This window comes from Loktanella sp. D2R18 (assembly GCF_003318235.1).
Classification (GTDB): domain Bacteria; phylum Pseudomonadota; class Alphaproteobacteria; order Rhodobacterales; family Rhodobacteraceae; genus Yoonia.
Genome location: NZ_QOCG01000011.1, coordinates 42,316 through 63,298, shown reverse-complemented (window position 1 = coordinate 63,298; position 20,983 = coordinate 42,316). Strand labels below are relative to the sequence as shown.

General features: G+C 53.4%; 21 protein-coding genes. 4 read left to right on the top strand and 17 right to left on the bottom strand.

From position 1 onward, the window contains the following. Positions 1-37 precede the first annotated feature (37 nt). The 14 genes from DS901_RS06970 to DS901_RS06900 all read right to left on the bottom strand — a co-directional run bounded on the left by DS901_RS06970 (position 38) and on the right by DS901_RS06900 (position 12,880). Positions 38-982 (bottom strand): hypothetical protein, encoded by a 945-nt coding sequence (locus DS901_RS06970; RefSeq protein WP_113776219.1) that lies wholly within the window; start codon positions 980-982, stop codon positions 38-40. A 3-nt stretch (positions 983-985) separates the two neighbouring features. Next, positions 986-1,423 carry a GPW/gp25 family protein gene (locus tag DS901_RS06965; protein ID WP_113776218.1) on the bottom strand — a complete coding sequence of 146 codons (438 nt, stop codon included), beginning with the start codon at positions 1,421-1,423 and terminating at the stop codon, positions 986-988. Between the two features lie 2 nt (positions 1,424-1,425). Then, positions 1,426-1,716: a PAAR domain-containing protein gene (locus DS901_RS06960; RefSeq protein WP_113776522.1), complete on the bottom strand. Its 291-nt coding sequence runs from the start codon at positions 1,714-1,716 to the stop codon at positions 1,426-1,428. Positions 1,717-1,730: 14 nt separating this feature from the next. Further along, the gene (locus tag DS901_RS06955) at positions 1,731-3,512 is read right to left on the bottom strand and encodes a phage baseplate assembly protein V (RefSeq protein ID WP_113776217.1); all 1,782 of its coding nucleotides are present in this window, start codon (positions 3,510-3,512) and stop codon (positions 1,731-1,733) included. A 3-nt stretch (positions 3,513-3,515) separates the two neighbouring features. Continuing rightward, the gene (locus DS901_RS06950; RefSeq protein WP_113776216.1) at positions 3,516-4,202 is read right to left on the bottom strand and encodes a CIS tube protein; all 687 of its coding nucleotides are present in this window, start codon (positions 4,200-4,202) and stop codon (positions 3,516-3,518) included. Further along, a complete protein-coding gene (locus DS901_RS06945) occupies positions 4,199-4,384 on the bottom strand; it encodes a hypothetical protein (RefSeq protein WP_113776215.1) in 186 nt (61 codons plus the stop codon). Before DS901_RS06945 ends, DS901_RS06950 begins: the two co-directional genes overlap by 4 nt. Then, a complete protein-coding gene (locus DS901_RS06940) occupies positions 4,384-4,839 on the bottom strand; it encodes a phage tail protein (protein WP_113776214.1) in 456 nt (151 codons plus the stop codon). The genes DS901_RS06945 and DS901_RS06940 overlap by 1 nt, the downstream gene beginning before the upstream one ends. Before the next feature lies 1 nt (position 4,840). Beyond that, positions 4,841-5,299: a phage tail protein gene (locus DS901_RS06935; protein ID WP_090198084.1), complete on the bottom strand. Its 459-nt coding sequence runs from the start codon at positions 5,297-5,299 to the stop codon at positions 4,841-4,843. A gap of 23 nt (positions 5,300-5,322) precedes the next feature. Next, positions 5,323-7,518: a phage tail sheath C-terminal domain-containing protein gene (locus tag DS901_RS06930; RefSeq protein ID WP_113776213.1), complete on the bottom strand. Its 2,196-nt coding sequence runs from the start codon at positions 7,516-7,518 to the stop codon at positions 5,323-5,325. A gap of 13 nt (positions 7,519-7,531) precedes the next feature. Further along, positions 7,532-8,269 carry a hypothetical protein gene (locus tag DS901_RS06925; RefSeq protein ID WP_113776212.1) on the bottom strand — a complete coding sequence of 246 codons (738 nt, stop codon included), beginning with the start codon at positions 8,267-8,269 and terminating at the stop codon, positions 7,532-7,534. Continuing rightward, on the bottom strand, positions 8,266-8,865 hold the full coding sequence (locus tag DS901_RS06920; RefSeq protein ID WP_258546670.1) for a DUF4255 domain-containing protein: 600 nt from the start codon (positions 8,863-8,865) through the stop codon (positions 8,266-8,268). The genes DS901_RS06925 and DS901_RS06920 overlap by 4 nt, the downstream gene beginning before the upstream one ends. A 980-nt stretch (positions 8,866-9,845) precedes the next feature. After that, entirely contained in the window at positions 9,846-11,327 is a 1,482-nt protein-coding gene (locus tag DS901_RS06910) for a tripartite tricarboxylate transporter permease (RefSeq protein WP_113776209.1), read from the bottom strand. Position 11,328: 1 nt separating this feature from the next. Then, positions 11,329-11,811 carry a tripartite tricarboxylate transporter TctB family protein gene (locus tag DS901_RS06905; protein ID WP_113776208.1) on the bottom strand — a complete coding sequence of 161 codons (483 nt, stop codon included), beginning with the start codon at positions 11,809-11,811 and terminating at the stop codon, positions 11,329-11,331. Between the two features lie 82 nt (positions 11,812-11,893). Beyond that, positions 11,894-12,880, bottom strand: coding sequence for a Bug family tripartite tricarboxylate transporter substrate binding protein (locus tag DS901_RS06900; protein ID WP_113776207.1), 987 nt, complete (start codon positions 12,878-12,880; stop codon positions 11,894-11,896). A 106-nt stretch (positions 12,881-12,986) separates the two neighbouring features. Here DS901_RS06900 and DS901_RS06895 point away from each other — a divergent pair, with 106 nt between their 5' ends. From DS901_RS06895 to DS901_RS06885, 3 genes are read left to right on the top strand one after another with little or no spacing between them, the layout of a single operon-like run. Beyond that, the gene (locus DS901_RS06895; protein WP_113776206.1) at positions 12,987-13,655 is read left to right on the top strand and encodes a response regulator transcription factor; all 669 of its coding nucleotides are present in this window, start codon (positions 12,987-12,989) and stop codon (positions 13,653-13,655) included. Beyond that, entirely contained in the window at positions 13,645-15,012 is a 1,368-nt protein-coding gene (locus tag DS901_RS06890; protein ID WP_113776205.1) for a sensor histidine kinase, read from the top strand. The genes DS901_RS06895 and DS901_RS06890 overlap by 11 nt, the downstream gene beginning before the upstream one ends. Beyond that, the gene (locus DS901_RS06885) at positions 14,991-15,998 is read left to right on the top strand and encodes an ABC transporter substrate-binding protein (protein ID WP_113776204.1); all 1,008 of its coding nucleotides are present in this window, start codon (positions 14,991-14,993) and stop codon (positions 15,996-15,998) included. The genes DS901_RS06890 and DS901_RS06885 overlap by 22 nt, the downstream gene beginning before the upstream one ends. 1,032 nt (positions 15,999-17,030) lie before the next feature. Here DS901_RS06885 and DS901_RS18555 read toward each other — a convergent pair. The 3 genes from DS901_RS18555 to DS901_RS06865 all read right to left on the bottom strand — a co-directional run bounded on the left by DS901_RS18555 (position 17,031) and on the right by DS901_RS06865 (position 19,845). Then, complete coding sequence (locus DS901_RS18555; protein ID WP_147249877.1) at positions 17,031-17,315, bottom strand: hypothetical protein; 285 nt, start codon at positions 17,313-17,315, stop codon at positions 17,031-17,033. 347 nt (positions 17,316-17,662) lie between these two features. Continuing rightward, positions 17,663-18,679: an SDR family NAD(P)-dependent oxidoreductase gene (locus tag DS901_RS06870; RefSeq protein WP_113776201.1), complete on the bottom strand. Its 1,017-nt coding sequence runs from the start codon at positions 18,677-18,679 to the stop codon at positions 17,663-17,665. Then, positions 18,679-19,845 carry a nucleotide sugar dehydrogenase gene (locus tag DS901_RS06865; RefSeq protein WP_113776200.1) on the bottom strand — a complete coding sequence of 389 codons (1,167 nt, stop codon included), beginning with the start codon at positions 19,843-19,845 and terminating at the stop codon, positions 18,679-18,681. Before DS901_RS06865 ends, DS901_RS06870 begins: the two co-directional genes overlap by 1 nt. A 155-nt stretch (positions 19,846-20,000) precedes the next feature. Between DS901_RS06865 and DS901_RS06860 the strand changes: the two genes are divergently transcribed. Continuing rightward, positions 20,001-20,930, top strand: coding sequence for a hypothetical protein (locus DS901_RS06860; RefSeq protein ID WP_113776199.1), 930 nt, complete (start codon positions 20,001-20,003; stop codon positions 20,928-20,930). The last annotated feature ends 53 nt before the right edge of the window (positions 20,931-20,983 follow it).

Below are 20,983 nucleotides of genomic sequence, written 5' to 3'. Positions count from 1 at the left end.
GCTTTCTGCAATTGTTTTTTCATCGTTTGAGAAGGGGTTAGGGGATTGCTGCGGCTGAGCCGCCACGCGAAAGAAAGACTGCCGTTAGGCTGGATGCATCACCTTGAATGGCAAAGACCCCGCCAAGGTCACTTGGGCCCGGAGTGGTAGGATCGGCTGCAAATTGGGTGGCTTGAAATACCAGCACACCTTCGCTTGGGTCGGCGTCTGGGCCAAAGGTCGGGATGCGCCCGTCGTCATGGTCATACATGCTGACCACCCCCTGCCCAGAACTGACAACCCGCGCACCGCAAAGCCCCAGTCGGGTCCAGCGCAGCCGGGCAAAGGGCAATGCTGGGCCGCTTTCAATCCTAAGATTGCTGATCGAAAACGTGGCGCGCTGCGATCCAAACCCAAGACGTATCGCAAAATCGCCGGTGGCTTGTGTGGTTTCGACCGCGCCGTCGTTTGAGACGGCTGTGTAGGTGATGGCCACGGCCCCCATGCGCAATGATTGCCCCAAAAGTGGTATGTCGTCTTGCAACGGCGGGATACCGACGACCAAAGGGCCGCTGTAGTCAACGCCATCGGCCTGATAGCGAAGCTGATAGGCCAGTGGCAGTGTTGCGCGTGTGTTGAGCGCGGCGATGGGGACTGCGGTGGAATGTTTGCGTCCGCTCAGATCTCCCAACGCTGACGCATCAAGCCCGCGAATTTTGCGATCATCCACAGCTAAATTGCGCGGGAGCGGTGCGCTTCCACCGTGTGTGCGGCCTGACACCGCGATGATTGTGCCGCCCGGCGTACCATTTGCTGTGCGCAAATAAGTACCCGCCATACGCTTGGCTTCGAACCGGTCCACGTCGCAGGGCAAATCGGGGCCGAGCCCAATGACTTCGGCGGCGGTTGTATCGCGGACGGCATTGACGGCCCCTTGGACAGCATCGCAACCGCCCAACAGACCCGCACAGGTGACAAGTGATATGAGGCGCCTTGCGTGCATCAGCTACCCTTCGACCACGGGCGTGTCAGTGACCAAGGTGCCTTCGCGAATATAGAAGGGAAAGACCACATTGGCGCGCGAATTGGTTTGCCGAACACGATAGTATAGATCGATCAGCAGCTTTCCTTCGGCCGCGTCCGCCACGGATACTTTGGTCTGATCAACATCAATGCGTGGTTCAAAAAACAAGATTGCGCGCGCGATTGCGGCCTCCATTTTGCGCAGGGTTGCGGCGTTGAGCGGGTCGAAAATATAGTCATAGATCCGACACCCATACGTTGGATGCATGACGCGTTCGCCGGGGCGGGTTTCAAAAAGAATGCGCAGGCTTTGGTATATATCTTCATCGGCGGTGACCAATTTTGCCTCGCCGGAAAACGGATCAAATTGTGGCGGAAACGCCCAGCCACGTCCCAAAAAACCCGGATCATCGCTTGCCATGGCTAACCTCCGATAATCACGGTTGGGTAGCCCGCAACGATCGATCCACCATGAGCTGTTGTGTCGCCCATGCGTGCCGCTGGTGAGCCGCCGATCATTACCGTGGCAGAGCCTTTTGTGATTGTCGCTGGTGGGCCGACGCACACACAATTGTCGCCTTGGACCGCCGCGGGAAGTTTGCCAATCAGAACCGTTGCTTCACCCGGCCCAACAATAGGGCCACCGACATGAGGCACAGGGCCGGTTGCGGCAGGGCATACATGCATATCTGTCAGGCGGGCGGCAGGTGGCATAAGCATGGTCCTTCTTAATTAATCATGACGATCGAGCCTTCGATCGTACATTGGCCTGAGGAGCTAAAGCTTGCGCTCGCAGAGCCTTCGGCGGTCATTTCCGCATCGGCGGTCGCACTGATATTCATGCCGGTGATTTCGACATCCATATCGCTGGCGATGGTGATTGTGTCTGTGGCCGTCAGGTCAAACGTGCCTTGGGCCGCCATTTCCATGCCGCTGTCAGACATCGTAATTGTGTTGCCGGTGACATCGGTCAGGGTGATTGTGCTGGCGTCATCGTCAATCACGATGGATTGGCCCGCCGGGGTCTCGGCGGTCAGGATTTCTTTGTCGTCATCAAAGGTGATGTGAATACCTGACTTGCTTGTGATGGTCTTAAGCTCGTTTTCTTCGGTGGCCTCGTTTGTGCGGGCAAGGCTGCCGCTATGCATCGACCCCAAGATGACAGGTGCGCCGGGATCAGCGGATAAAAAGCCCAAAATGACTTCATCCCCGGTTTCGGGTAAAAACTGAATACCTGCGCCGCCTGTCGCATAGGGCTGTGCATAGCGGGCCCAAAGTTCAGCAGGGGTTTCCCCCATCAATGGGACGCTGACTTGGATCATCGTATCGTCGCCCATTGGGTTGGTACCGCCGCTGTCCACAATCGCAAGCACGGTGCCCACATGCAGCCCTTGCACCGGCGCGCTCAGCCCGCCAGCGCCGGGCGTAGACAGGCCAAAGCTATCGGATCGCCAGCCGGCTGGCAGGCCAAGCCGCGAAGTGGTTTCCCAGGTGCCCGCAGAAATTTCATGGGTGATGCCGCAAACATAGGCGGTCCCGCCTAAACGGTCGCCAACGCCCGTAATTTCAATGGTTTTACCAATCTCAGCCAAGGCAGATCCCGGATATTTGCAGCGCCCTGAAATCGCGCTCATCGGTGCGCGCATCGCACGCGCCTTAGCCACATCCGCGAGCGCGACCTGACCAATGGCATAGGGGGTCGTGGCTGTATGGCTACGGTCGCCTGTGACTTTGCTTAGATCGGCATAGGTTGCATTGCCCCATGACCCCGTGTCAGCGCTGTCGCTGGTTTCGGTCGTGACTGCTTGTGACGCAGGATCCCAGCCGCTTACGGCACTATCTTTGATCAATGAGGCCGTGTCGATCTTGCAGTCAAAATCCAAAATATCAATGCCAAGCGTCAGCCCCATCGTCGCGGCCACAGCAGGGTCGGGGGCGTCCGTGGTCACTTTGCCATCGTCGACAATGATAATCTGACCGTTCCGGTCGGCTAGCTGGCGCAGGAAGTCCCAATCGCTGCAATCATATTGGACCAGATCGCTGGGGTCGGCAGTGGTGGCTTTAACAGCGGCCGAAAGCCCTGCATCACCAATGATGGCTGCCATCGCATCGCTGTCTTTCATCTGGGCAAAGCTGGTGGTTTTGCGAATGTCCATTAAGGCAATGGCCTTGTCCCGGCAGGTAAGTTCCAACTCACCCGCGCCACCACCGCTAATGCGCAACCGGGTCGCGGTGATAATGCCCTTAAACAGGGTTTGCGCGGCGCCAGCGCCGAAGAATGCTGCGATCTCTATCGGGGTGCTGACCTCAAAATCAGTGCCGTCAATCAACGGAAATTCATTGGTCGCGACCGATCCATCCGCCAATCGGACAGTTGCCTGCGGCACCCGGTTGATATCGAGTGTGACAGTGATCCCGTTCACAGCGATATCTTCCGCAATTGCACTGCCGTTGATTTTTACACTGATCCCAAGCGGACCGCTGACATTCGCGACGGGTGAGGTGGCCATGGGTTACCTCATTGGCGGGAAACGCAGCAGCGTATCCGGCTCTAGTCTTGCGAAACCGTCGAGATCATTAAACCGTGCGATTTCAAGGTATTTAGTGACGTCCTTATAGATGCGTTCACATAAAAGGGGCAGGGTGTCACCCTCAACCACGCGGACAAGGTGGGTCAGGTCGGGGGATTGATTGTTGGCTTCCAGCGCAACTTGGGCATCGGTCAAAGCCTCGATGAACTTGAGCTTCATCGTCGCGCGTAATGGTGCGCCGTCTGGGTCAAACAATGTGTAGTCGATATCAAGGCTGGTCAGACGCCCTTGAAACCCTTTTAGTTCCGTCCCCCAGTCGATCTGCACCGCATCAGGTTCATGGTCATCGCCAGAATAATCATAGGCGATACTGCGTAATTTATCGATTTGCGCCGCCACGGTGGTACCTGCCGCATCGGGTACAACGCCGGTGCCATCTAGCGTCAGCGTGAATGACACTTCTTCGGGTTCAGACGCTGAAAACTTGGGAACGGGTGCCGCCTTGCCGATGGCGTCATCGGACCCGCCGCCCGTACCCGAAAACTTCGTGGCATACTTGCGGTTAAACGCGGATGGGTTGATCGTGGTCGTAAAGACATTCGCTGCGCCCGATTTGGCGGTGATTTGCGAAACAGATGTGTCGCAGCGCGTAATCGTGAGTTTGGTCATGACAGCAGACCCTCTTTGATGCGCTGTTCACTGGCGGCGATCTCTTTCTTGATGAGTTCACGCATTTCTTTGCGAATACCGACTGTTATATCACGCACTTTATCCTCTGATATACCGCCTTCCGGGGTCCGGCTGTCGCCAAATGTGCCGCGTACAGTAAGATTGCCGATTTCGATCGCCATTAGCTTTTCCTCTCGAGCGTCAGGTAGCTTAGCTCAACGGTTTCAATTGCCAGTTCATTCTTCATCGCGTCGAAATTTCCTGTCGTCCACTTAACCGGAAACGCATTTGTCACTGACCAGCTTGCAACTGGTTCGGCCTCTTCGTTGAGTAGGGAAATCAACAAATCTTGCGGTTTGATTGGCGTCCCGAACCCCTGCTCAAGCGTGTTTTGGCACCATGTCACAAGGCCGCTATCGTCCCCCGTCAGAGCGCGTTTGAGCGACAGGTTCTTGTGCTTGACCTGTTTTGGAAGATTATGCACAAACCTGTTTTCACCGCCTTCTTGCAAAGGTTCGGTCGTCATTTCGACCTCTAACCCCGTGACCTCTTGGAAGGCAGTGTCCGAAATATCCGGATCACTGCCTTGAAAAGCCACGTCAAAGTGAAACGCTGTTGGTGCGCTGAAATCGTCCATCTTAGGCGTTCTCGATCACGAACCCTTCATGGGCGATTTCGATGCTTTCAACGGCGACTTCATTGCCTTCGGCCTTTAGATCGGTGCCGCTGACTTTGACCGGGAAGGCGTTTTGCACTTTCCAGACCATCGTCGGGGCACCTGCTTCGTCCAGCAATGAAATCGTCAGCGCCTTACGGGTGATCGTGTTCATCTTGATTTCAGCAAACCAATCCCAAATGGCATTGTCTTTGACAAAGACGCCTTTTTTCATGGTGATATTGCCGGTCTTCAGCATGCCGGGCATTTTGATCGTGGAAAATACCGGGTTATTGCCGGCGCGATATTCAAGCGGCTGGGTTTCGATATCGAGGCCTGAGACCTCTTGAAATGCCAATTCCGTATCGTCCCACTTTACTTGAAAGTGGAACTTTGGAAGCGGCCAAATCGCCTGCGTTTGGGCGGAGCCATCATCTGCCATGTGTTATATCCTTTCTGAAACTCTTAAGATTTCTGCATTTGCTGCTGGAAGGTGATTTCGATGAATTCTGCCGGACGCACGACAGCGACCAGAACCGTGATCCGAAGAATCCCTTCGAGAACATCAACAGGTGTCATCGTATCGCCCAAGCCCACATGCACGCTGAACGCGTCTGACGGCACAGCGCCTGCAAGACCGCCTTGTTTCCAGACAGATGTCAGGAAATTTTCGGTCATTGATTTCATCGTGATCCATGTGTTGGCGGTATTGGGTTCAAAGACATAAGCCTTTGATGCCAAACGCAGCGATTCCTCGATCATGATCATCGTGCGGCGCACGTTGATGTAGCGCCAGTCAAGGCTGTTGCCGTCCAACGTCCGCGCGCCCCAAACAAGCGTACCTTCACCTACAAACGGTCTGATCGCGTTAATCGATTTACCCGTTGTTGAGACGTTCAGGTTCTCTTGTTCTTCGTGGTTAATATTGACCTTCGGCCCAACCACAGAGTTCATCGAGATGTTTGCAGGCGCTTTCCAAACACCACGGCTATTGTCGACCATTGTATAAAGTCCAGCCATGCCTGCACCCGGTGCCATGCTATTTTCACGCTTAGCAATTGTGTCCATCATCGTGCCGTAAAGCGGCACCAAAGATCGCAATGTTTTGTCGATCATCGCGGGCGAGGGGCCTTGGGCAACAACAGGGCTGGTGCCATCGACCAAGACCCGAAGCTCTTGTTTTGCGATAAGTTCGTCCTCTTTAAAGATCGTATATGTCGCTTTGGCTTCAGGGCCTGCAAAGGCGGGGTCTGGCGCAAAGCTGACACTGCCCGCATCCGCGACCGTCCATGTCCCAACACCTTCGACAGCCTTAACCTTGCCATCTGATGACGTGGCATCGGACAGGACAATCGATCCAGCGTCCGCGTCAGGGTGATCAGAGGCGACGTCAATTTCGGCGGTTGCCGTTTGTTCCTTGATCGCGGCAGGCAGTAGGATCGCACCGATCATTTCCATATTCATGGTCAATGTATCGGTGGCCATTTCGGCCTCGTCGCTGACAACCAATTCGATCTTACCCTTGGCAGAGGCACCATCATGCTGAAAGCTAATCGAACTTGCGGTTTCTTCATCGCCCAACATATCTTGGGTGAATTCCCAAACTTCGGCGCCGTCAGCATTCACAAATGTGCCGCCCATGAGATCGGTCTTGGCGATCTTATAGTTCAAACCGGTTTTGTCGCTTTCATCGTCTTCGGCCGTGAGATCATGCGGCGTGACCTTCACTGTGCCGCTTTTAGGCACAGAGATTGTGAAATCGCCAGAAACCGTTGGGGCCGAGATGCGATTGATCTCTGTTGCGAGCTCTTTGCCAGCTTTCATTGCCTGACGCATGAGCGACATCATTTTCGGGTGGCTGGCCCCGACGATGTTTTCGTAGCTAAAGTCACGCGATTGGAAAATCGACGTATCCAGCCACGGGTAGTAGGCCGCGCCAAAGTCGAGATTGTTGATCCCAACGTCATTGCGGAATGTCGCAACCGGGTTGCCCAGCGGGTCTTTTTGGTCAAGGTGACCGGCAAAGATATCCAAAATCGCGAAACGGTTTTTCATGTCGTTGCCGCAGTGTTTCAGCATGGCTTGCTGTACTTTGACGGCGTTTTGACGGGCAAGGCGGGTTGCCTCTGGGATCACGAGCATTGTGGGCTCAGGTTCTTTTTTCAACCCGTTGATCGCAACCAGCATCAGATCAGCGTCGATAACATTGTCTTCGATTTCTCCAGCTTCGTTTTTGACCTCATAGCCACCGATAGAGGTGACATAGCAAGCGCCGCCGCCGTTTTGGAAAAACAGGCGCATCGCACCGAATAAGGCGAAGGCCGGGTTATTTTGCACAAATTCAAACTTGGCATCGCCAACTGAAAACACCGCGCGGGGCAGGGCGTCTTTCTTGGCGGCCCCATCCGCTGATAGCGGCGATGTACCGTCAAAGTGTTTGTAAGGGACCAATTCGTATTGTGGCTTTGGTGGGCCACCGAAATAGCTCATATACTCAGAAAATGACGTGATCCGGAACGGGGTATCAAGCAGCGATACATTCCCGTTTGCGGCGCGTTCTGTATAGCCGATAAAGGCGGGCACCGCCGTGGCGACTTGCACGACCGAGTTCGGGAAGGCGCTTTTTTCGACGATGTAGACGCCGGGGGTCTTCATGACCATTGGAAATTCTCCTTTACCATAAGCTGACGAAAATGTCGGATTGAAGTGGGGCTGCGGCCGCAGGGTCATCTGTAGGGCGCAGATTGACACCGGCCGCAGGAAGCACCGGGATCAGGGTAATAGGGTCAAAGGGCGGGTCTTGCCGCGCCTCTAGCGCAAAACGCGCGTCAGATCGGTAAGACATCTTTATGGGCGTGTCAGAGCGTAGGACGCGGGCGAAATGGCCCTCCGTGATCGCGGTGCGACCAAGATCTTCGAAGGATGTGCTGCCCGCAGTATCCAAAATTTGCAGGCGTTCGGCAGCATTTTCACCGGTAAAGTAATAGGCCCAAAGGGCACTTACCGCTTGCAAATGCAAGGTCACTTCGTACGTGCCAGAAACATCAATCGATACGCGTAGCCGCAGCAAAGGGTCACCGGGCATCCGTGCCGGGGCTTGGACAGGATGCGCATCTGAAAGCTGCAATTCGTCTTCGGTGCCCAAATCAAACAGCGGAACTTTTTCGGCGGCCAGCCCCTTGGTCAGTACATATGTATCCGGGCTGGTGCTGAAGACATCAAAATCAAGCAGGGTTGGCGTCGTTAACAGTGCGGTTTCAGCGACGACATCCAATCGGGCAGGGGCTGGCTTTGCCAAAAATCCGGCCCTTGTAAAATGGTGCACGTCGGTTGGCAGGATACGCAGCGGCGGGGTTTCATCCCCCCAATACTCGTGGGTCAAACGCAATGACAATGCGATATGGAAGCTCATGACTGGGCCTCCCTGAGCGGAAACAGACTGCGGCGTGGTTTGCGGATTGCCGGTTTCAGCGAGGTAATCGCGCCAGAGGTCAATGTGACTGTACGGATTTTAAACATGACCGAAGGCACGTAACGGCCGCCCAGATTGCCCCACATCTGTCCCATCTCTTCGACGCGCAGATTGCTGATCTCAAACGATAGCTGCTGCATGCCCTTGGGCATATTGGGCGTATTTTGCGGGGTCATCATCGGGTAGCTTTGAAAATACATCAAAGCGGCGGAAAGCATCTTGAGCCCTTCGCCGTAGATATTTGCATCATAAGAGGCCGCGAGCATCGCGTAGACGTCCAGATGCAAAGGGTCTTCGCCAGCGGTGAACCCGGCCAACGGCGCGCCGCGACCCTGACCACGGCGGGGCACGCTGTCTTCGGAGATATTGGTGATGAAAAGCGCAAGACGATTGCGGGTCAATTCAGAGACTTTTCCATCAGGATCGGTCAGTGGCGCAAGCACTGCGATATCTTCGGGCGCACCAAAGCGGCCAGAAAGATGCCCGTTTAACTTGGACACCGTCAGAGACAGCGCCGCATCAATCACGAGATTCACCCATCTCTTTAGGGCCTGCAAGCAGGGCATGAAAAAGCGTAGTCGAAGAGACCATGTGGCCCCCTATGTTATGTGTCGTCGAAAGGCGGAACGCGCTTAGTGCGCATACCTAGGGGCGAATGTGAAAGATTGGGTTAATAAATAGTTGCCCCTACGTTAAGCAGAGCATAGGTCAATGCTATCTGGCAACGCCATAGTTTCGATAATTACAATATATATTTGGTTTCAATGTGTTATTGCGCACAGTTCCAAATATGTGGGGCGATTCTTTTTTGGTGGTAGCCTGATCAATATCTTATAATGAGGTTCATCTTTGCACCTTAAAGATGAAATTCGCCACAGGTATCAAAAGGAAGTGCGGTCGGGAAATCCGTCAATGACGAATCTGTCGAAGACGGACGAGTGCACAAATTCCGGAACATATTTTCGTCTTTGCCGGTCTTAGTTTTCCGATGACCCGCGTAACATGACCGCAATCTCTGCAATGCGGATTCGGAGTTAGAACTGGGTAAGGTATAGATGAGTGGGCGGAAGCAATCACATTGGTAGATGGGTTTAGGCATCAAACGGGAGTGCTTGTGAGGTTCCCAAAATTGGACATTCTGTACATCACAAAAATCGACACTGTGGCCCATTACCGCCGTTCGCTGCGTTGGCACATCGGAAAAAAACAGGGGCGCAACCTTGGGAGCCCGCTTTCTTCAAGTTGCCCAATTTAGTTTGATCCGCAGAAAAAGTTCGTTTCCGACCTTTGTGTTGATCGACATGGTCGGCCCGTTGCGGACATTGACCAAAACATGCGTCTCTGCGGTGCAACTTCTTTGGAGCAGACATTCGGTCGACGTTGCAACGATTTGTCAATCGTCGATGGCTGGCAAGCGGAGGGCGCAAACTTCCGCCAATTTCATATCAACGGCTACTTCGGCGTTACTGCAGACAATCCTTGTTGCGTTCCCGTTCGGTGGCGCGCCCGATTGAAATCACTTGGCGAGGCGTGATCGCAAGACAGGGACAATGATCAGGCCAGCGGCGATCACCAGCAGACCAAGTGTCATAGGCCGCTCCAAAACAAACGAAACACCGCCATAAAGCTGCATCGAGCGAGAGAAGTTATCTTCCATCATGCCGCCCAAGATAAATCCGATCAGCAGAGGTGGCAGCGGATAGTTGGCGAATTTCAACGCGATGCCGCACACGCCGAACCCGACGAGCATGAGCAATTCTGTCGCATTGTTTTGGCCGATGTAGGCCCCCATCAGCGTGAAAAATAGGATGAAAGGGATTAGATAATTGCGCGGAATAGCCAGCAATTTCGCGATGTATGGGATCAAAGGTAGGTTCAGAACCAATAGCACCAGATTGCCGATGAACATGGACATGATAACTGCCCAAAAAATCTGTGGTTCGTCGATCATCAGACGTGGGCCCGGCGTCACGTTCAATGCAATCAACGCGCCCAGCAAAATGGCCGTGGTTCCTGACCCCGGAATGCCTAGCGTCAACAGTGGCACGAACGATCCTGTGCAGGCCGCGTTGTTGGCCGTTTCAGGAGCAGCCAGGCCTTTGACAGATCCCTTGCCGAATTCCTCTTGTTCATGTTTCGGGGCGATGTTGCGTTCCACTGCATAGCCAAGGAACGAAGCGATTGTCGCGCCGGCCCCGGGTAAGACCCCGATGAAAAAGCCCTGAATGGATTGGCGGCCAATGACTGGCGCGATTGCGCGGGCTTCTGCACGGCTGATGCGCAAATCTTTGATTTCGCCTCCGTCATCGCCAAGGTTCTTTGGTTTAAGAACGAGAAATATTGCTTCGGGTAGGGCAAACATTGCCATGGCCAGTGTGATGAAGCCAAAGCCCGATTGCAGGTCCATGATGCCGCCCGTAAATCGTGGCAAGTTGAACAATGCGCCTTCGCCCACGGTTGCCATGACCAAGCCAAGGATGGTCATCAACAGTGCCTTGGTCACCTGGCCGGGCCCTGCGAAAGCCGCAATGGCGGACAAGCCAACAACCATCAGTGCAAAGTATTCTGGTGAATGGAACAATAACGCGACGGTCGACAGCATCGGCGCGAAGATCATCAATAAGATTGCGCCGATTGTACCGCCTGCAAAACTGGCAATGGCGGCGATTGTCAGGGCCTTGCCAGCCTTGCCTTGTCGCGCCATGGGATAGCCATCAAAAGATGAGGCTACTGTTCCGGCGACTCCGGGTGCATTCAGCAAGATTGAGGACGTTGATCCCCCAAATATCGCGCCGTAATAGACGCCCGCAAGCAGGATCAAAGCGGCGGATGGGTCACCCATCGTGATCGCCACGGGGATCATGATTGCGATAATCGACATCGGCCCAAGACCGGGCAACATGCCGATGAACGTGCCGATCAGACAGCCGCCGATGACGACGAGCAAATTTTGCAGTGACAGGGCCGTTTGCAGACCAATCAGGATACCTTCGAGCATATCAAACTCCCATAAACATTGGCAGGGGGCGCAAGAAAATGCCGAGCACTTCTTGGACCAAATACCAGACCGAGCCGGTGGCGATGAAAGCAACGGGGATCATCACATGCCATTTGCGTTCGCCCAAGATGAACGACCCGATGATCAGGAACGCCGATGTTGAAAACAAGAAACCGAGTGGACGAAGACAAAGCGCATAGACGACCATTAGGGCCAACAAAACAACCGCTTGCCCGATGAAGTAATCCCCCAAACGGCGATGGTCGATTTCGCCTATCTTTTCTTCGCTTTTCTCAAGCCCAACTAGAATGATGAGCGAGGCAGCGACGCCCAAGACGGAAAGAACTTTGGGAAATGTGCTGGGCCATATGGGATTGCGGCGCATGAATGGCGCAAGATTGGCATCCATCGCGAACCAAGCGGTGTATCCATAAGCGATACAGATCCCCAAAAGAATAAGTGCGATCCAACGATCCAAAGCCATGAAACAATTCCCCAAAGAAATTCAAAGTAGACGTGACGGAGCGCCTGAGCGCACCGTCGTGTTTTCGTAATGACGCGAACGTCTAGAGAAAACCTAGTTTCGTCATCAGATCGCCGATTACTGCTTCCTGCTCTTCGAGGAAGGTGCGGAATTCGTCGCCAGAGTTGTGGATGTTGACCCAACCGTTGCGCGCGCGCACGGATTCCCACTCGGGGGTGTCGTACATGGCTTCGATCGCTGACTGGTATTGCGCCAGCTTTTCATCAGACATGTCCGGTGCGCCAAAGAAGCCGCGCCAGTTGACGAATGTGGTGTCGATACCCTGTTCCATCATCGTCATGGCGTCTGGGGCGGCGTCAACGCGTTCGGCTGCTGTTACACCGATGATTTTGACTTCACCTGCATTGGAAAGGTCAACTGCCTCAGAGAAGCCCGTCGACAGGGCCGCGATTTCACCGGACAGCAATGCTGCCATGGCTGTACCGCCAGCGTCGTATGGAATGTAGTTCACGCCAAGCGCGTCACGACCCGATGCTTCCATAACCATGGCAGCAACAAGGTGGTCCATACCGCCCGGAACCGAACCGCCACCGATTGGTGTGCCAGCAGGGTCAGCATCATAGATTGCCAGCAGGTCGTCCATGTTGTTGACGGGGCTGTCTTTGCCTACAATGATTGCCGCGTAGTCACCAATTGTGCCTGATACCAGTGTCAGGTCACGAAAGTTGTGCGGAAAAACGCCCGTCAATGACCGGATCACGATCGGGGTCGAGTTGACCATCAATGTGCCTTCAAGGCTTTCGGCGTTTTCGATCATGTATCCGATCGCAACGCCGCCGCCGCCGCCAGACATGTTTTCATAAGACGCGCTGCCAACAAGGCCAGATTCGGTCAAGGCTTCGCCAGTGCCGCGCGCGGTGCCATCCCAACCGCCACCTGCGCCGCCGGGGATGATAAAGTGAATTTCGTCAAGAACCTGATGGCCGTCCGCAAAGACTGGCGTACCAAAACCAAGTGTTGCCGCAGTTGCGGCGATCAGGGCACGACGGCCCATTTTCAAAGTTGTCATGTTACTCTCCCATTTGGTAGCCGTTCTCCCTACGGCTCCGTGCGTGACGATAATCACGGCAACCTGACATAAACCTGTCACGCGTCTATTTAGTGAGATTACAGCGATGAAATACCTTCTTGTTGAAGACAATCTGGAACTTGCCGAGGCGGTTGCCTCGCGCATCCGTCTGGATGGGCACACGGTTGATCACGCTGCAAAAATCGCTGAGGCATGCGCCTTTGTCGACACCGGAGAGTACGACCTGATCTTACTAGATATCATGTTGCCGGATGGCGATGGGCGGAGTTTTCTAAAACAGCATCGTGCCCGCAAAAACCTCACTCCGGTTATTGTTTTGACGGCGCGAAGCCAGATATCGGACCGAATCGGTATGCTGGATTTAGGGGCAGATGACTACTTAACCAAGCCGTTCGATCATGCCGAATTGCAAGCGCGCTGCCGTGCTGTTTTGCGACGAAATGCCGGATCTGCGCAATCAGTTCAGACCATCGGAGGTGTCGAATTCAATGCAGTATCCGGCCAGTTGCGCGTCAATGGGACCACCATAAACCTTCGCAATCGTGAATTGCGATTGCTTGAACTCCTTATCGCCACCAAGGGGCAGGTCTTCTCAAAGCAAAAGCTAGTGGATCGACTTTTTTCATACGATGACGACGTATCCGAGAACGCGATTGAGGTCTATATCGGGCGTCTGCGTAAACATTTGGAAGGATCAGAAGTGCGGATCGTAACGCTACGTGGGTTGGGTTACAGGTTAGATCATGACGGCTAATGTGATCGTTTCAGGATCGTTGCGAAACCGCTTGGCGCTTATCCTAACCGGTGGGGCCGCGTTGTTGGCGGTAGTATTGTTTGTGGCCGTACGTGTGCTTGCCACGCAGGTCGCGCAACAAGGTCAAGATAATATCCTGAATGCATCGATGTCATCCGTGTTGGATACCGCCGTAATCCGCGATGGGCGCGTGACGCTGGACTTTCCCTATTCGTCGTTATCGATGCTGAATACACAAGCAGATGACCGCGTATTCTATGCCATTTACGAAGACGGGACCCTGCTTTCAGGCTACGATTGGCTTGTTGTCCCGCGAAATGTGGCGCCAGAAAGTACTGCATTCGAAAACACGACATTTAACGGTGATCAATTGCGCATCGCTACAGGAGCAAGGGTGCTGATCGGATCTGATGGCCCTCGGAACGTGTTTGTTTCCATCGCCCAGACGCAGGACGCCTTATCCAGCACTTTGCATGCGATTTCCCGCAATGTTGCGTTACTTGGGCTTGGTTTCTTTCTTATGTCATCGGCGCTTGCGATTTGGGCCGCGTCGACCACCAGCCGTCAAATGCACCGTCTTACAACATCCGTGACCCGCCGGGGTCCGCAGGATCTAAGCCCCGTGACCAAACCTGTCCCCTCTGAGATGGCGCCCTTGGTTGCGTCGCTAAATACATTCATGTCGCGACTAGATCACACGCTGACCCAATCCGAAGATTTCATCGCCGAGGCGGCGCATCGTATTCGAACGCCTCTTGCAACGGTGCGTTCACATGCTGAGGCGACGCTGCAGCGCGTCGATCGCGAGGACAATCGCAAGTCACTGCAAGCGATGGTGCGCGCGATTGATGAAAGCAGTCGTGCAGCTGGGCAATTGCTGGATCACGCAATGGTGACGTTTCGCGCCGAGAACCTTGAAATGCCACGAGTCGATTTGACAGAATTGTTACAGGAATTGGTTGTGAGCATGACACCCGTGGCCGAGATGAAAGACATCACATTCACTATGAAACTCGACAGTTCCGCAACGCTGCATGGCGATCCGATCCTACTCCAAAATGCCATGCGCAACCTGATCGACAATGCTGTGAAATATGCCCCCTCAGAAACGGGGGTCTGTGTAGAGATATCCAAGTCGCCGACTTTATCGGTCAGTGTCTACGACGATGGTCAGGGGTTCGCCCCCGATGAAATTGAAACGCTTTCTGGGCGTTTCGTACGCGGTAAAAACATGGGTAACAAGGTCGGATCCGGACTGGGGCTGACCATCGCACAAGAAGTTGCTGTCGTACATGGCGGCAAAATGACCCTGAGTAACAGACCGGAGGGCGGCGCATGCGTTACATTGTTCTTCTAATCGCGCTTTTCTTTCCCGTTTTTGGCTTCTCCCAAGAATGGGAGGATCAGCAAACCTTTGGCTCATCCGATCAAGCCCCGCTACGTATCCTCTCCAGCACTGACACGTCGTTTTTTGCGCCCATTATTGAAGACTTCATCGCGTCATACTCAAACATTGCGGTCGAGTATGTTGTCACCGGAACTGCCGACATCGACCGCATATTTCGCGCGACACCTGAACAGTTCGACGTTGTGATTTCAAGTGCAATGGATCTGCAACTAAAACTGACGAACGATGGTTTCGCGGTCCCTGTTTTGGATGTCGAGCATCCTGACTGGGCGCAATGGGGCGATAGCTTGTTTGCCTTTACCTCCGAACCCGCTGCTATTGTCATTAATCGCCACGCACTGAGCGATCTCCCCACTCCAAGTAGTCGACAGGATCTAATTGAATTGATGCGTAAGCATCCCCACCGATTTCAAGGACGGGTCGGAACCTATGATGTAAGGCAATCGGGACTGGGCTATCTTTTCGCAACACAAGATGCCCGCGCGTCTGAAACCTATTGGCGCCTAATGGAGGTCATGGGGCGCATGGATGCTCAACTTTATTGTTGCTCGGGGCAGATGATCGACGATTTGCGAGAGGGTGATTTGTTGTTGGCTTACAACGTTTTGGGAAGTTATGCGCGCAACCAGGCAGAGATTTCAGATGAGTTGATGGTGATCCTGCCCTCAGATTTCCCAATAACCATGATGCGAACAGTTTTGGTTTCTGCGAATGCGACAAACCCTGAACACGCGGAAAGCTTCGTTCGTCACCTTTTGGCGCTCCAAACAGCGGCTGATCCGCTCACGTTTCCTTTGCCGCCTTTGTCTGGCTTTGACGACAATATTGCGCAACGGACAATCAATCTAAATCCCGCGCTGATGACCTATCTGGATCAAATGAAACGAGACGCATTCATCAGTGAATGGGAAAACGCAATTGTCCAAGATAAGTAAGGTTGGCCAGCAATGAAGGCATCGTTCAACCTACAGGAATTGTTGCGGGCTACTTGAGCATGACCAGCGCTTTTTTGCGCTTACAGCGAATATCACGTGTGGATGGCTCCTGCATAGCAAGACATATTTGATTCGACGGGGTGTCTTGGTTTTGGCGGCAGACTTATGCACCACCATCTCGCAGGTCTTGCTAACTCGTTGTTTGTGTTCCTCTCAAGCTGTGTGCGGGGTGTAATGATCCGCGCGAGACCTCTCGCGATGTAGACGCCAAACTCGGCGACTAGGGCAGGTTGGTGGTGCCCAATTTGGAGCGTATGGACATCGTGGGCAGCGATCCAGTGGACTTCCGCAAGAGCCATAACGGCTTGGCTGCCGTGGCAGGACGTCCAACTGGGCACACGGGCGCAAGTCGTCGAAATTTTAGTCTTCAAGGCGAATGACACTGATTTCGAGGGGTTTCTTGGTGATTTCGCGTGCTGGTGTCCGCTTCGTCGCGAATCCGATCTTCCGTGTGATCATTCGCTGCGTAAGGCACTCATCCGGCGCACTGGTGGCGTCACGCGCTATCTTATTGATGTGTTGATCCGCCTCGCGGTTTTTTGCAATCTACTCTGCGGAGGAATCTATCACTTACAGATTGTTCAGCGAGTGCTTCAGCAGAGCCGAATATGACTACGATTTGACTGCTGCCAATCTCGCGCGCACCAGCTAAGCGAGAAATATTTGCCTCGTTCATTGTGCGCAATGCGGCAATCCTGGGCTGCACGCCGAGTGGACTAATTACGCACTGTTCGGTGAGCAACGCGACATTTGGCGGGGCAGGGCACCTAGCCGCTGACCTCGCCCTGTAGCTTGAATGTTCGGATGTGTTTACTTCACAACTTGCGCAAAAATTTACATTGGAACCGTCAGCCATAAGCAAGTTGTTCGCCAGATCGCAATGGCCGTTTCTGGAACGCAGCGACTTGACCGCGACTGGCGGAGTGAACGACACGGCAGACAAGACTACCAGTCTCTCGGATCGGATACGCCTCAGCTAGTTTCCACAATGCCTTTTAGAAGATCGGGCAGGGGGCGGGGATCACTTTCTGCTTCTGGAACGGGCAGTGTTCTAGCTGTTTTGCCTATTGTGATATGCCGGAATGTGCATTGTACGGCATCCAGATCGCATTCATTTGCCAGACGACCCAATCGCTTTGGCGCAGCATCATCCGTTATGAGCAGTTTTTGATAGACACACCCGGGAAACATCGGTGCAACAGCAAGAAACGGAAAATGGCCCTGATCATCAAGTCGCTCGCAGATATGTTGCTTCATGCGAGCTTAGGATCACCATTCCGTCCGATTGACTGTTTCGACAATCGGTACTTCAAAGTGCCTCGAAAGCTAGGTTACGCCACGCGTGGCCTACGGAAACCATTTGCAGCGGCACACCTTGTTGAGCGACGAAAAGCACTCGATGTGATCATCAACTCATTTGAGCGAAAACTATTTGACTTGGCGCGATTGGCTCTGCCGTTCTGAGCATCGCACTAAACGAAGCAGGGCAAGAAGCCAATCAGCTATTTAAGCCAATGTCACATAACTTTGCGCGTACACAAAAAAAGCGCATAATCAGTATTATGTTAAATTTATGCGGGGCAAATGCCCATAATTACAAACGCTTAGATTTTGTAATACGCCCTGTGCCATTTGACGTATTCTGCGATACCGTCAGTCACGCTCGTTTCCGGCGCATAGCCCGTGAGCGATTTGAGCAAGCTGTTGTCAGCCCAGGTTGCGGGCACGTCACCGGGTTGCATCGGTAGCATTTGTTTGTGCGCCTTGTGGTTCGACGCGCGCTCAATCGCTCCGATGAAATCCATCAGCGGCACGCATTCACCATTCCCAATATTCACAATCCGCCACGGTGCGACTGGTGACAGGCTATCGCCCTCTGGCACAACCCCATCAACGGGACGTTCTGGTACGGCATCAACCAACAAGCGGATTCCACGAACCAGATCGACAACATAGGTAAAGTCGCGTTTCATATCGCCGTGGTTAAACACTTTGATCGGCGCGTTGGCCATGATTGCGCTGGTAAACAGATTGGGCGCCATATCTGGGCGCCCCCAAGGCCCGTAAACAGTAAAGAACCGGAACATGGTGACCGGCAGATCGTAAAGATGTGCATAGCTGTGGGCCATGGCCTCTGACGCCTTTTTCGTCGCGGCGTAATAGGACATTTGGTGGTCCGCTTGATCCGTCTCGCGGTATGGCATTTTAGTGTTGGCACCATAGGCAGAGCTTGTCGACGCCAAGAGCAGATGTTTTGGCGGATACGCGCGTGCGGCTTCAAGCAATTCAAATGTGCCCATGAGGTTGGCCTCGGTATAGGCGCGCGGGTTTTCAATGGAATAGCGTACGCCAGCTTGCGCGGCTAAATGCACCACAGCGTCAAACCGATGTGCCGCAAAGAGGTCCATTAAAAGACTAGGCTCTTCAACCCTGCCCCTTACGGACGTATAGTCGGCATTGGCAATAAGTTGGGCTTCACGTGCGGATTTTAAGGCCGGATCGTAATAGTCATTATGGCTATCTAGCCCGACAACGCGGAAACCTTCGGCCATCAAAAGCTGTGACAGATGAAAGCCGATAAACCCAGCTGCGCCGGTCACAAGAACGGTTTTCTGCGCCATCAGTCGACCTCAAAAAGATCGCGAGTATAGACTTTATCGACCACATCCGACAGGTCATCGGTCAGGCGGTTGGCTAGAATAAGGTCTGATTTCTGTTTAAATTCAGCAAGATCTGAGATGACTTTACTGTTAAAGAACTGATCGTCGTCAAGCACGGGTTCATAGACGATGCACTGAATTCCCTTAGCTTTGATGCGCTTCATGATACCTTGTACCGAACTGTCGCGAAAGTTGCTGGAACCTGCTTTCATCACCAGCCTGTAAACCCCTACTGCCGTTGGTTTTTTTGCGATGATTTGATCTGCGATAAAGTCCTTGCGGGTGCGATTTGACTGCACAATCGCGCTGATCATATTTTGCGGAACAGCATTATAGTTGGCAAGTAACTGCTTGGTATCTTTGGGCAAACAGTACCCGCCATAGCCAAACGACGGGTTATTATAATGGCTGCCAACACGCGGATCGAGGCTGACACCTTCGATCACTTCGCGGGTGTTAAGCCCATGTGCGATCGCATAGCTATCGAGTTCGTTGAAATAGGCAACCCGCATAGCTAAAAATGTGTTTGAAAACAGCTTAATAGCTTCCGCTTCTGTTGTATCAGTGAAAAGTACAGGCATGTCTTTTTTGATCGCGCCTTCAACAAGAAGGTCAGCAAAGCGTTTTGCGTCTTCGGTATGCGCGCCCACCACAATGCGCGAGGGGTGCAAGTTGTCGTGTAACGCCCTGCCCTCGCGCAGAAACTCTGGCGAGAAAATGATCCGGTCATAACCAATATCCGCGCGCAGCCCGGACGTGAATTTCACAGGTACCGTCGATTTGATCACGATCACCGCGTCTGGTGCGATCTCATGCGCTTGGGCCGCGACAAATTCGACGGTAGATGTGTCAAAATGATTGGTGCGCGGGTCGTAATTTGTCGGCGTTGCTATGATGATAAAATCGGCATCTGCAAATGCAGATTTGGCATCCGTTGTTGCGGTCAGCTTTAGATCACCACGCGCCAAGTAAGCCGAAATATCGTCGTCTTCGATTGCTGATTTACCATCATTCACCAATGCAACACGCTGTTCATCGACATCAACTGCGACCACATCGTGATGCTGCGCCAACAACACCGCGTTCGAAAGCCCGACATATCCAAGACCGGCAACCGCTATTTTCATTCTGGTGAGTTCCTTTAGTTGGCGGCGCGCCGCAGCCTGATGGGACATGTATAGTGCTTAAAACGGTGCCAAACCATAGCTGTACCGCAGATTAATTGGTTTTCTTAGCGCGCCGAACCGCTTAGCTTAGGCCGCGATAGGATCAAAGGGCCAATATGCAAGATACTCCGCCTTCAGACGAAAGTGAAGATGTTGATGGTGCAGCTGCGCAGCTAGGCGCCCAGCTCCCTTTGTGGTTTTCAGAGCTCGCGCCCGGCGGCGATGGGATCGGATTCATTGAAAAATCAAATCGCCATTCATTGATGTTTCTCAGGCGCTTGCGACCCATTCTTTTGGTAACATTCGACAATCTTTCGAACGTCGCCGACAAGAGTCCGGAACGGGTGCCTTGGGCGTATAAGTTTGCGCTGGATCATCATGTGTCGCATCTCGGGGTCTTGGCGCATGGCAAGCAATGGTACCGCGATCCGCAGTTGATCAACCGGATGCAACAGCTCGCCGATAGTGGTTTTTTCGACGGCTATGAACGTGTCGTCTTTGCGGGCACATCAATGGGGGGATTTGCCGCGCTTGTCTTTGCCTCGCTGGTGCCCGGCGCGCATGTTTTGGCGTTTAATCCGCAGTCGACCCTCGATCCGGAATTGGTCCCGTGGGAAGATCGCTATTGGATCGGTCGGCGGCAAGATTGGACGCTTCCGTTAAGCGATGCGCGCGGAATTTTGGATAAATGCGGACCGGTTAGCGTGTTTTATGATCCCTATTTCGCACCGGACCATAAGCATTTTGAACGCATAGCAGGTGCAAATGTCACGCCATATAAGTGTTGGTATTCAAATCATAAATCGGCCGTTTTCCTCCGTAAGATCGACGCCCTTAAACCCCTGATGCATGCCGGGCTGTTTGGTGAGATCACTGAACCGATGTTTTACCAGCTGTACCGGGGGCGACGGCAGTTGCCTTGGTATGCGGGCGCTTTGCAAAACTACTTTACTGAAAGCGGGCGTGAACAGATGGGCTTGCGGGTTCGCAAAAGTTTTCGACAGTATCGCCGCGCACTAAAATCCGCGGCAGGCAATCAAAAATGAACGAACCATATGTCGTGCTACATGGTGGCTTTCACAAAACAGCGTCCACTTAT

Excerpts from the sequence above, each read along its gene's own strand:
- DS901_RS06865 (WP_113776200.1), bottom strand. The coding sequence starts at position 19,845 with ATGAAAATAGCGGTTGCCGGTCTTGGATATGTCGGGCTTTCGAACGCG.
- DS901_RS06940 (WP_113776214.1), bottom strand. The coding sequence starts at position 4,839 with ATGGACGATTTCAGCGCACCAACAGCGTTTCACTTTGACGTGGCTTTT.
- DS901_RS06895 (WP_113776206.1), top strand. The coding sequence starts at position 12,987 with ATGAAATACCTTCTTGTTGAAGACAATCTGGAACTTGCCGAGGCGGTT.
- DS901_RS06935 (WP_090198084.1), bottom strand. The coding sequence starts at position 5,299 with ATGGCAGATGATGGCTCCGCCCAAACGCAGGCGATTTGGCCGCTTCCA.
- DS901_RS06870 (WP_113776201.1), bottom strand. The coding sequence starts at position 18,679 with ATGGCGCAGAAAACCGTTCTTGTGACCGGCGCAGCTGGGTTTATCGGC.
- DS901_RS06960 (WP_113776522.1), bottom strand. The coding sequence starts at position 1,716 with ATGCCACCTGCCGCCCGCCTGACAGATATGCATGTATGCCCTGCCGCA.
- DS901_RS06945 (WP_113776215.1), bottom strand. The coding sequence starts at position 4,384 with ATGGCGATCGAAATCGGCAATCTTACTGTACGCGGCACATTTGGCGAC.
- DS901_RS06955 (WP_113776217.1), bottom strand. The coding sequence starts at position 3,512 with ATGGCCACCTCACCCGTCGCGAATGTCAGCGGTCCGCTTGGGATCAGT.
- DS901_RS06970 (WP_113776219.1), bottom strand. The coding sequence starts at position 982 with ATGCACGCAAGGCGCCTCATATCACTTGTCACCTGTGCGGGTCTGTTG.
- DS901_RS06930 (WP_113776213.1), bottom strand. The coding sequence starts at position 7,518 with ATGGTCATGAAGACCCCCGGCGTCTACATCGTCGAAAAAAGCGCCTTC.
- DS901_RS06905 (WP_113776208.1), bottom strand. The coding sequence starts at position 11,811 with ATGGCTTTGGATCGTTGGATCGCACTTATTCTTTTGGGGATCTGTATC.
- DS901_RS06890 (WP_113776205.1), top strand. The coding sequence starts at position 13,645 with ATGACGGCTAATGTGATCGTTTCAGGATCGTTGCGAAACCGCTTGGCG.
- DS901_RS06860 (WP_113776199.1), top strand. The coding sequence starts at position 20,001 with ATGCAAGATACTCCGCCTTCAGACGAAAGTGAAGATGTTGATGGTGCA.
- DS901_RS06885 (WP_113776204.1), top strand. The coding sequence starts at position 14,991 with ATGCGTTACATTGTTCTTCTAATCGCGCTTTTCTTTCCCGTTTTTGGC.
- DS901_RS06910 (WP_113776209.1), bottom strand. The coding sequence starts at position 11,327 with ATGCTCGAAGGTATCCTGATTGGTCTGCAAACGGCCCTGTCACTGCAA.
- DS901_RS18555 (WP_147249877.1), bottom strand. The coding sequence starts at position 17,315 with ATGAAGCAACATATCTGCGAGCGACTTGATGATCAGGGCCATTTTCCG.
- DS901_RS06950 (WP_113776216.1), bottom strand. The coding sequence starts at position 4,202 with ATGACCAAACTCACGATTACGCGCTGCGACACATCTGTTTCGCAAATC.
- DS901_RS06925 (WP_113776212.1), bottom strand. The coding sequence starts at position 8,269 with ATGAGCTTCCATATCGCATTGTCATTGCGTTTGACCCACGAGTATTGG.
- DS901_RS06965 (WP_113776218.1), bottom strand. The coding sequence starts at position 1,423 with ATGGCAAGCGATGATCCGGGTTTTTTGGGACGTGGCTGGGCGTTTCCG.
- DS901_RS06900 (WP_113776207.1), bottom strand. The coding sequence starts at position 12,880 with ATGACAACTTTGAAAATGGGCCGTCGTGCCCTGATCGCCGCAACTGCG.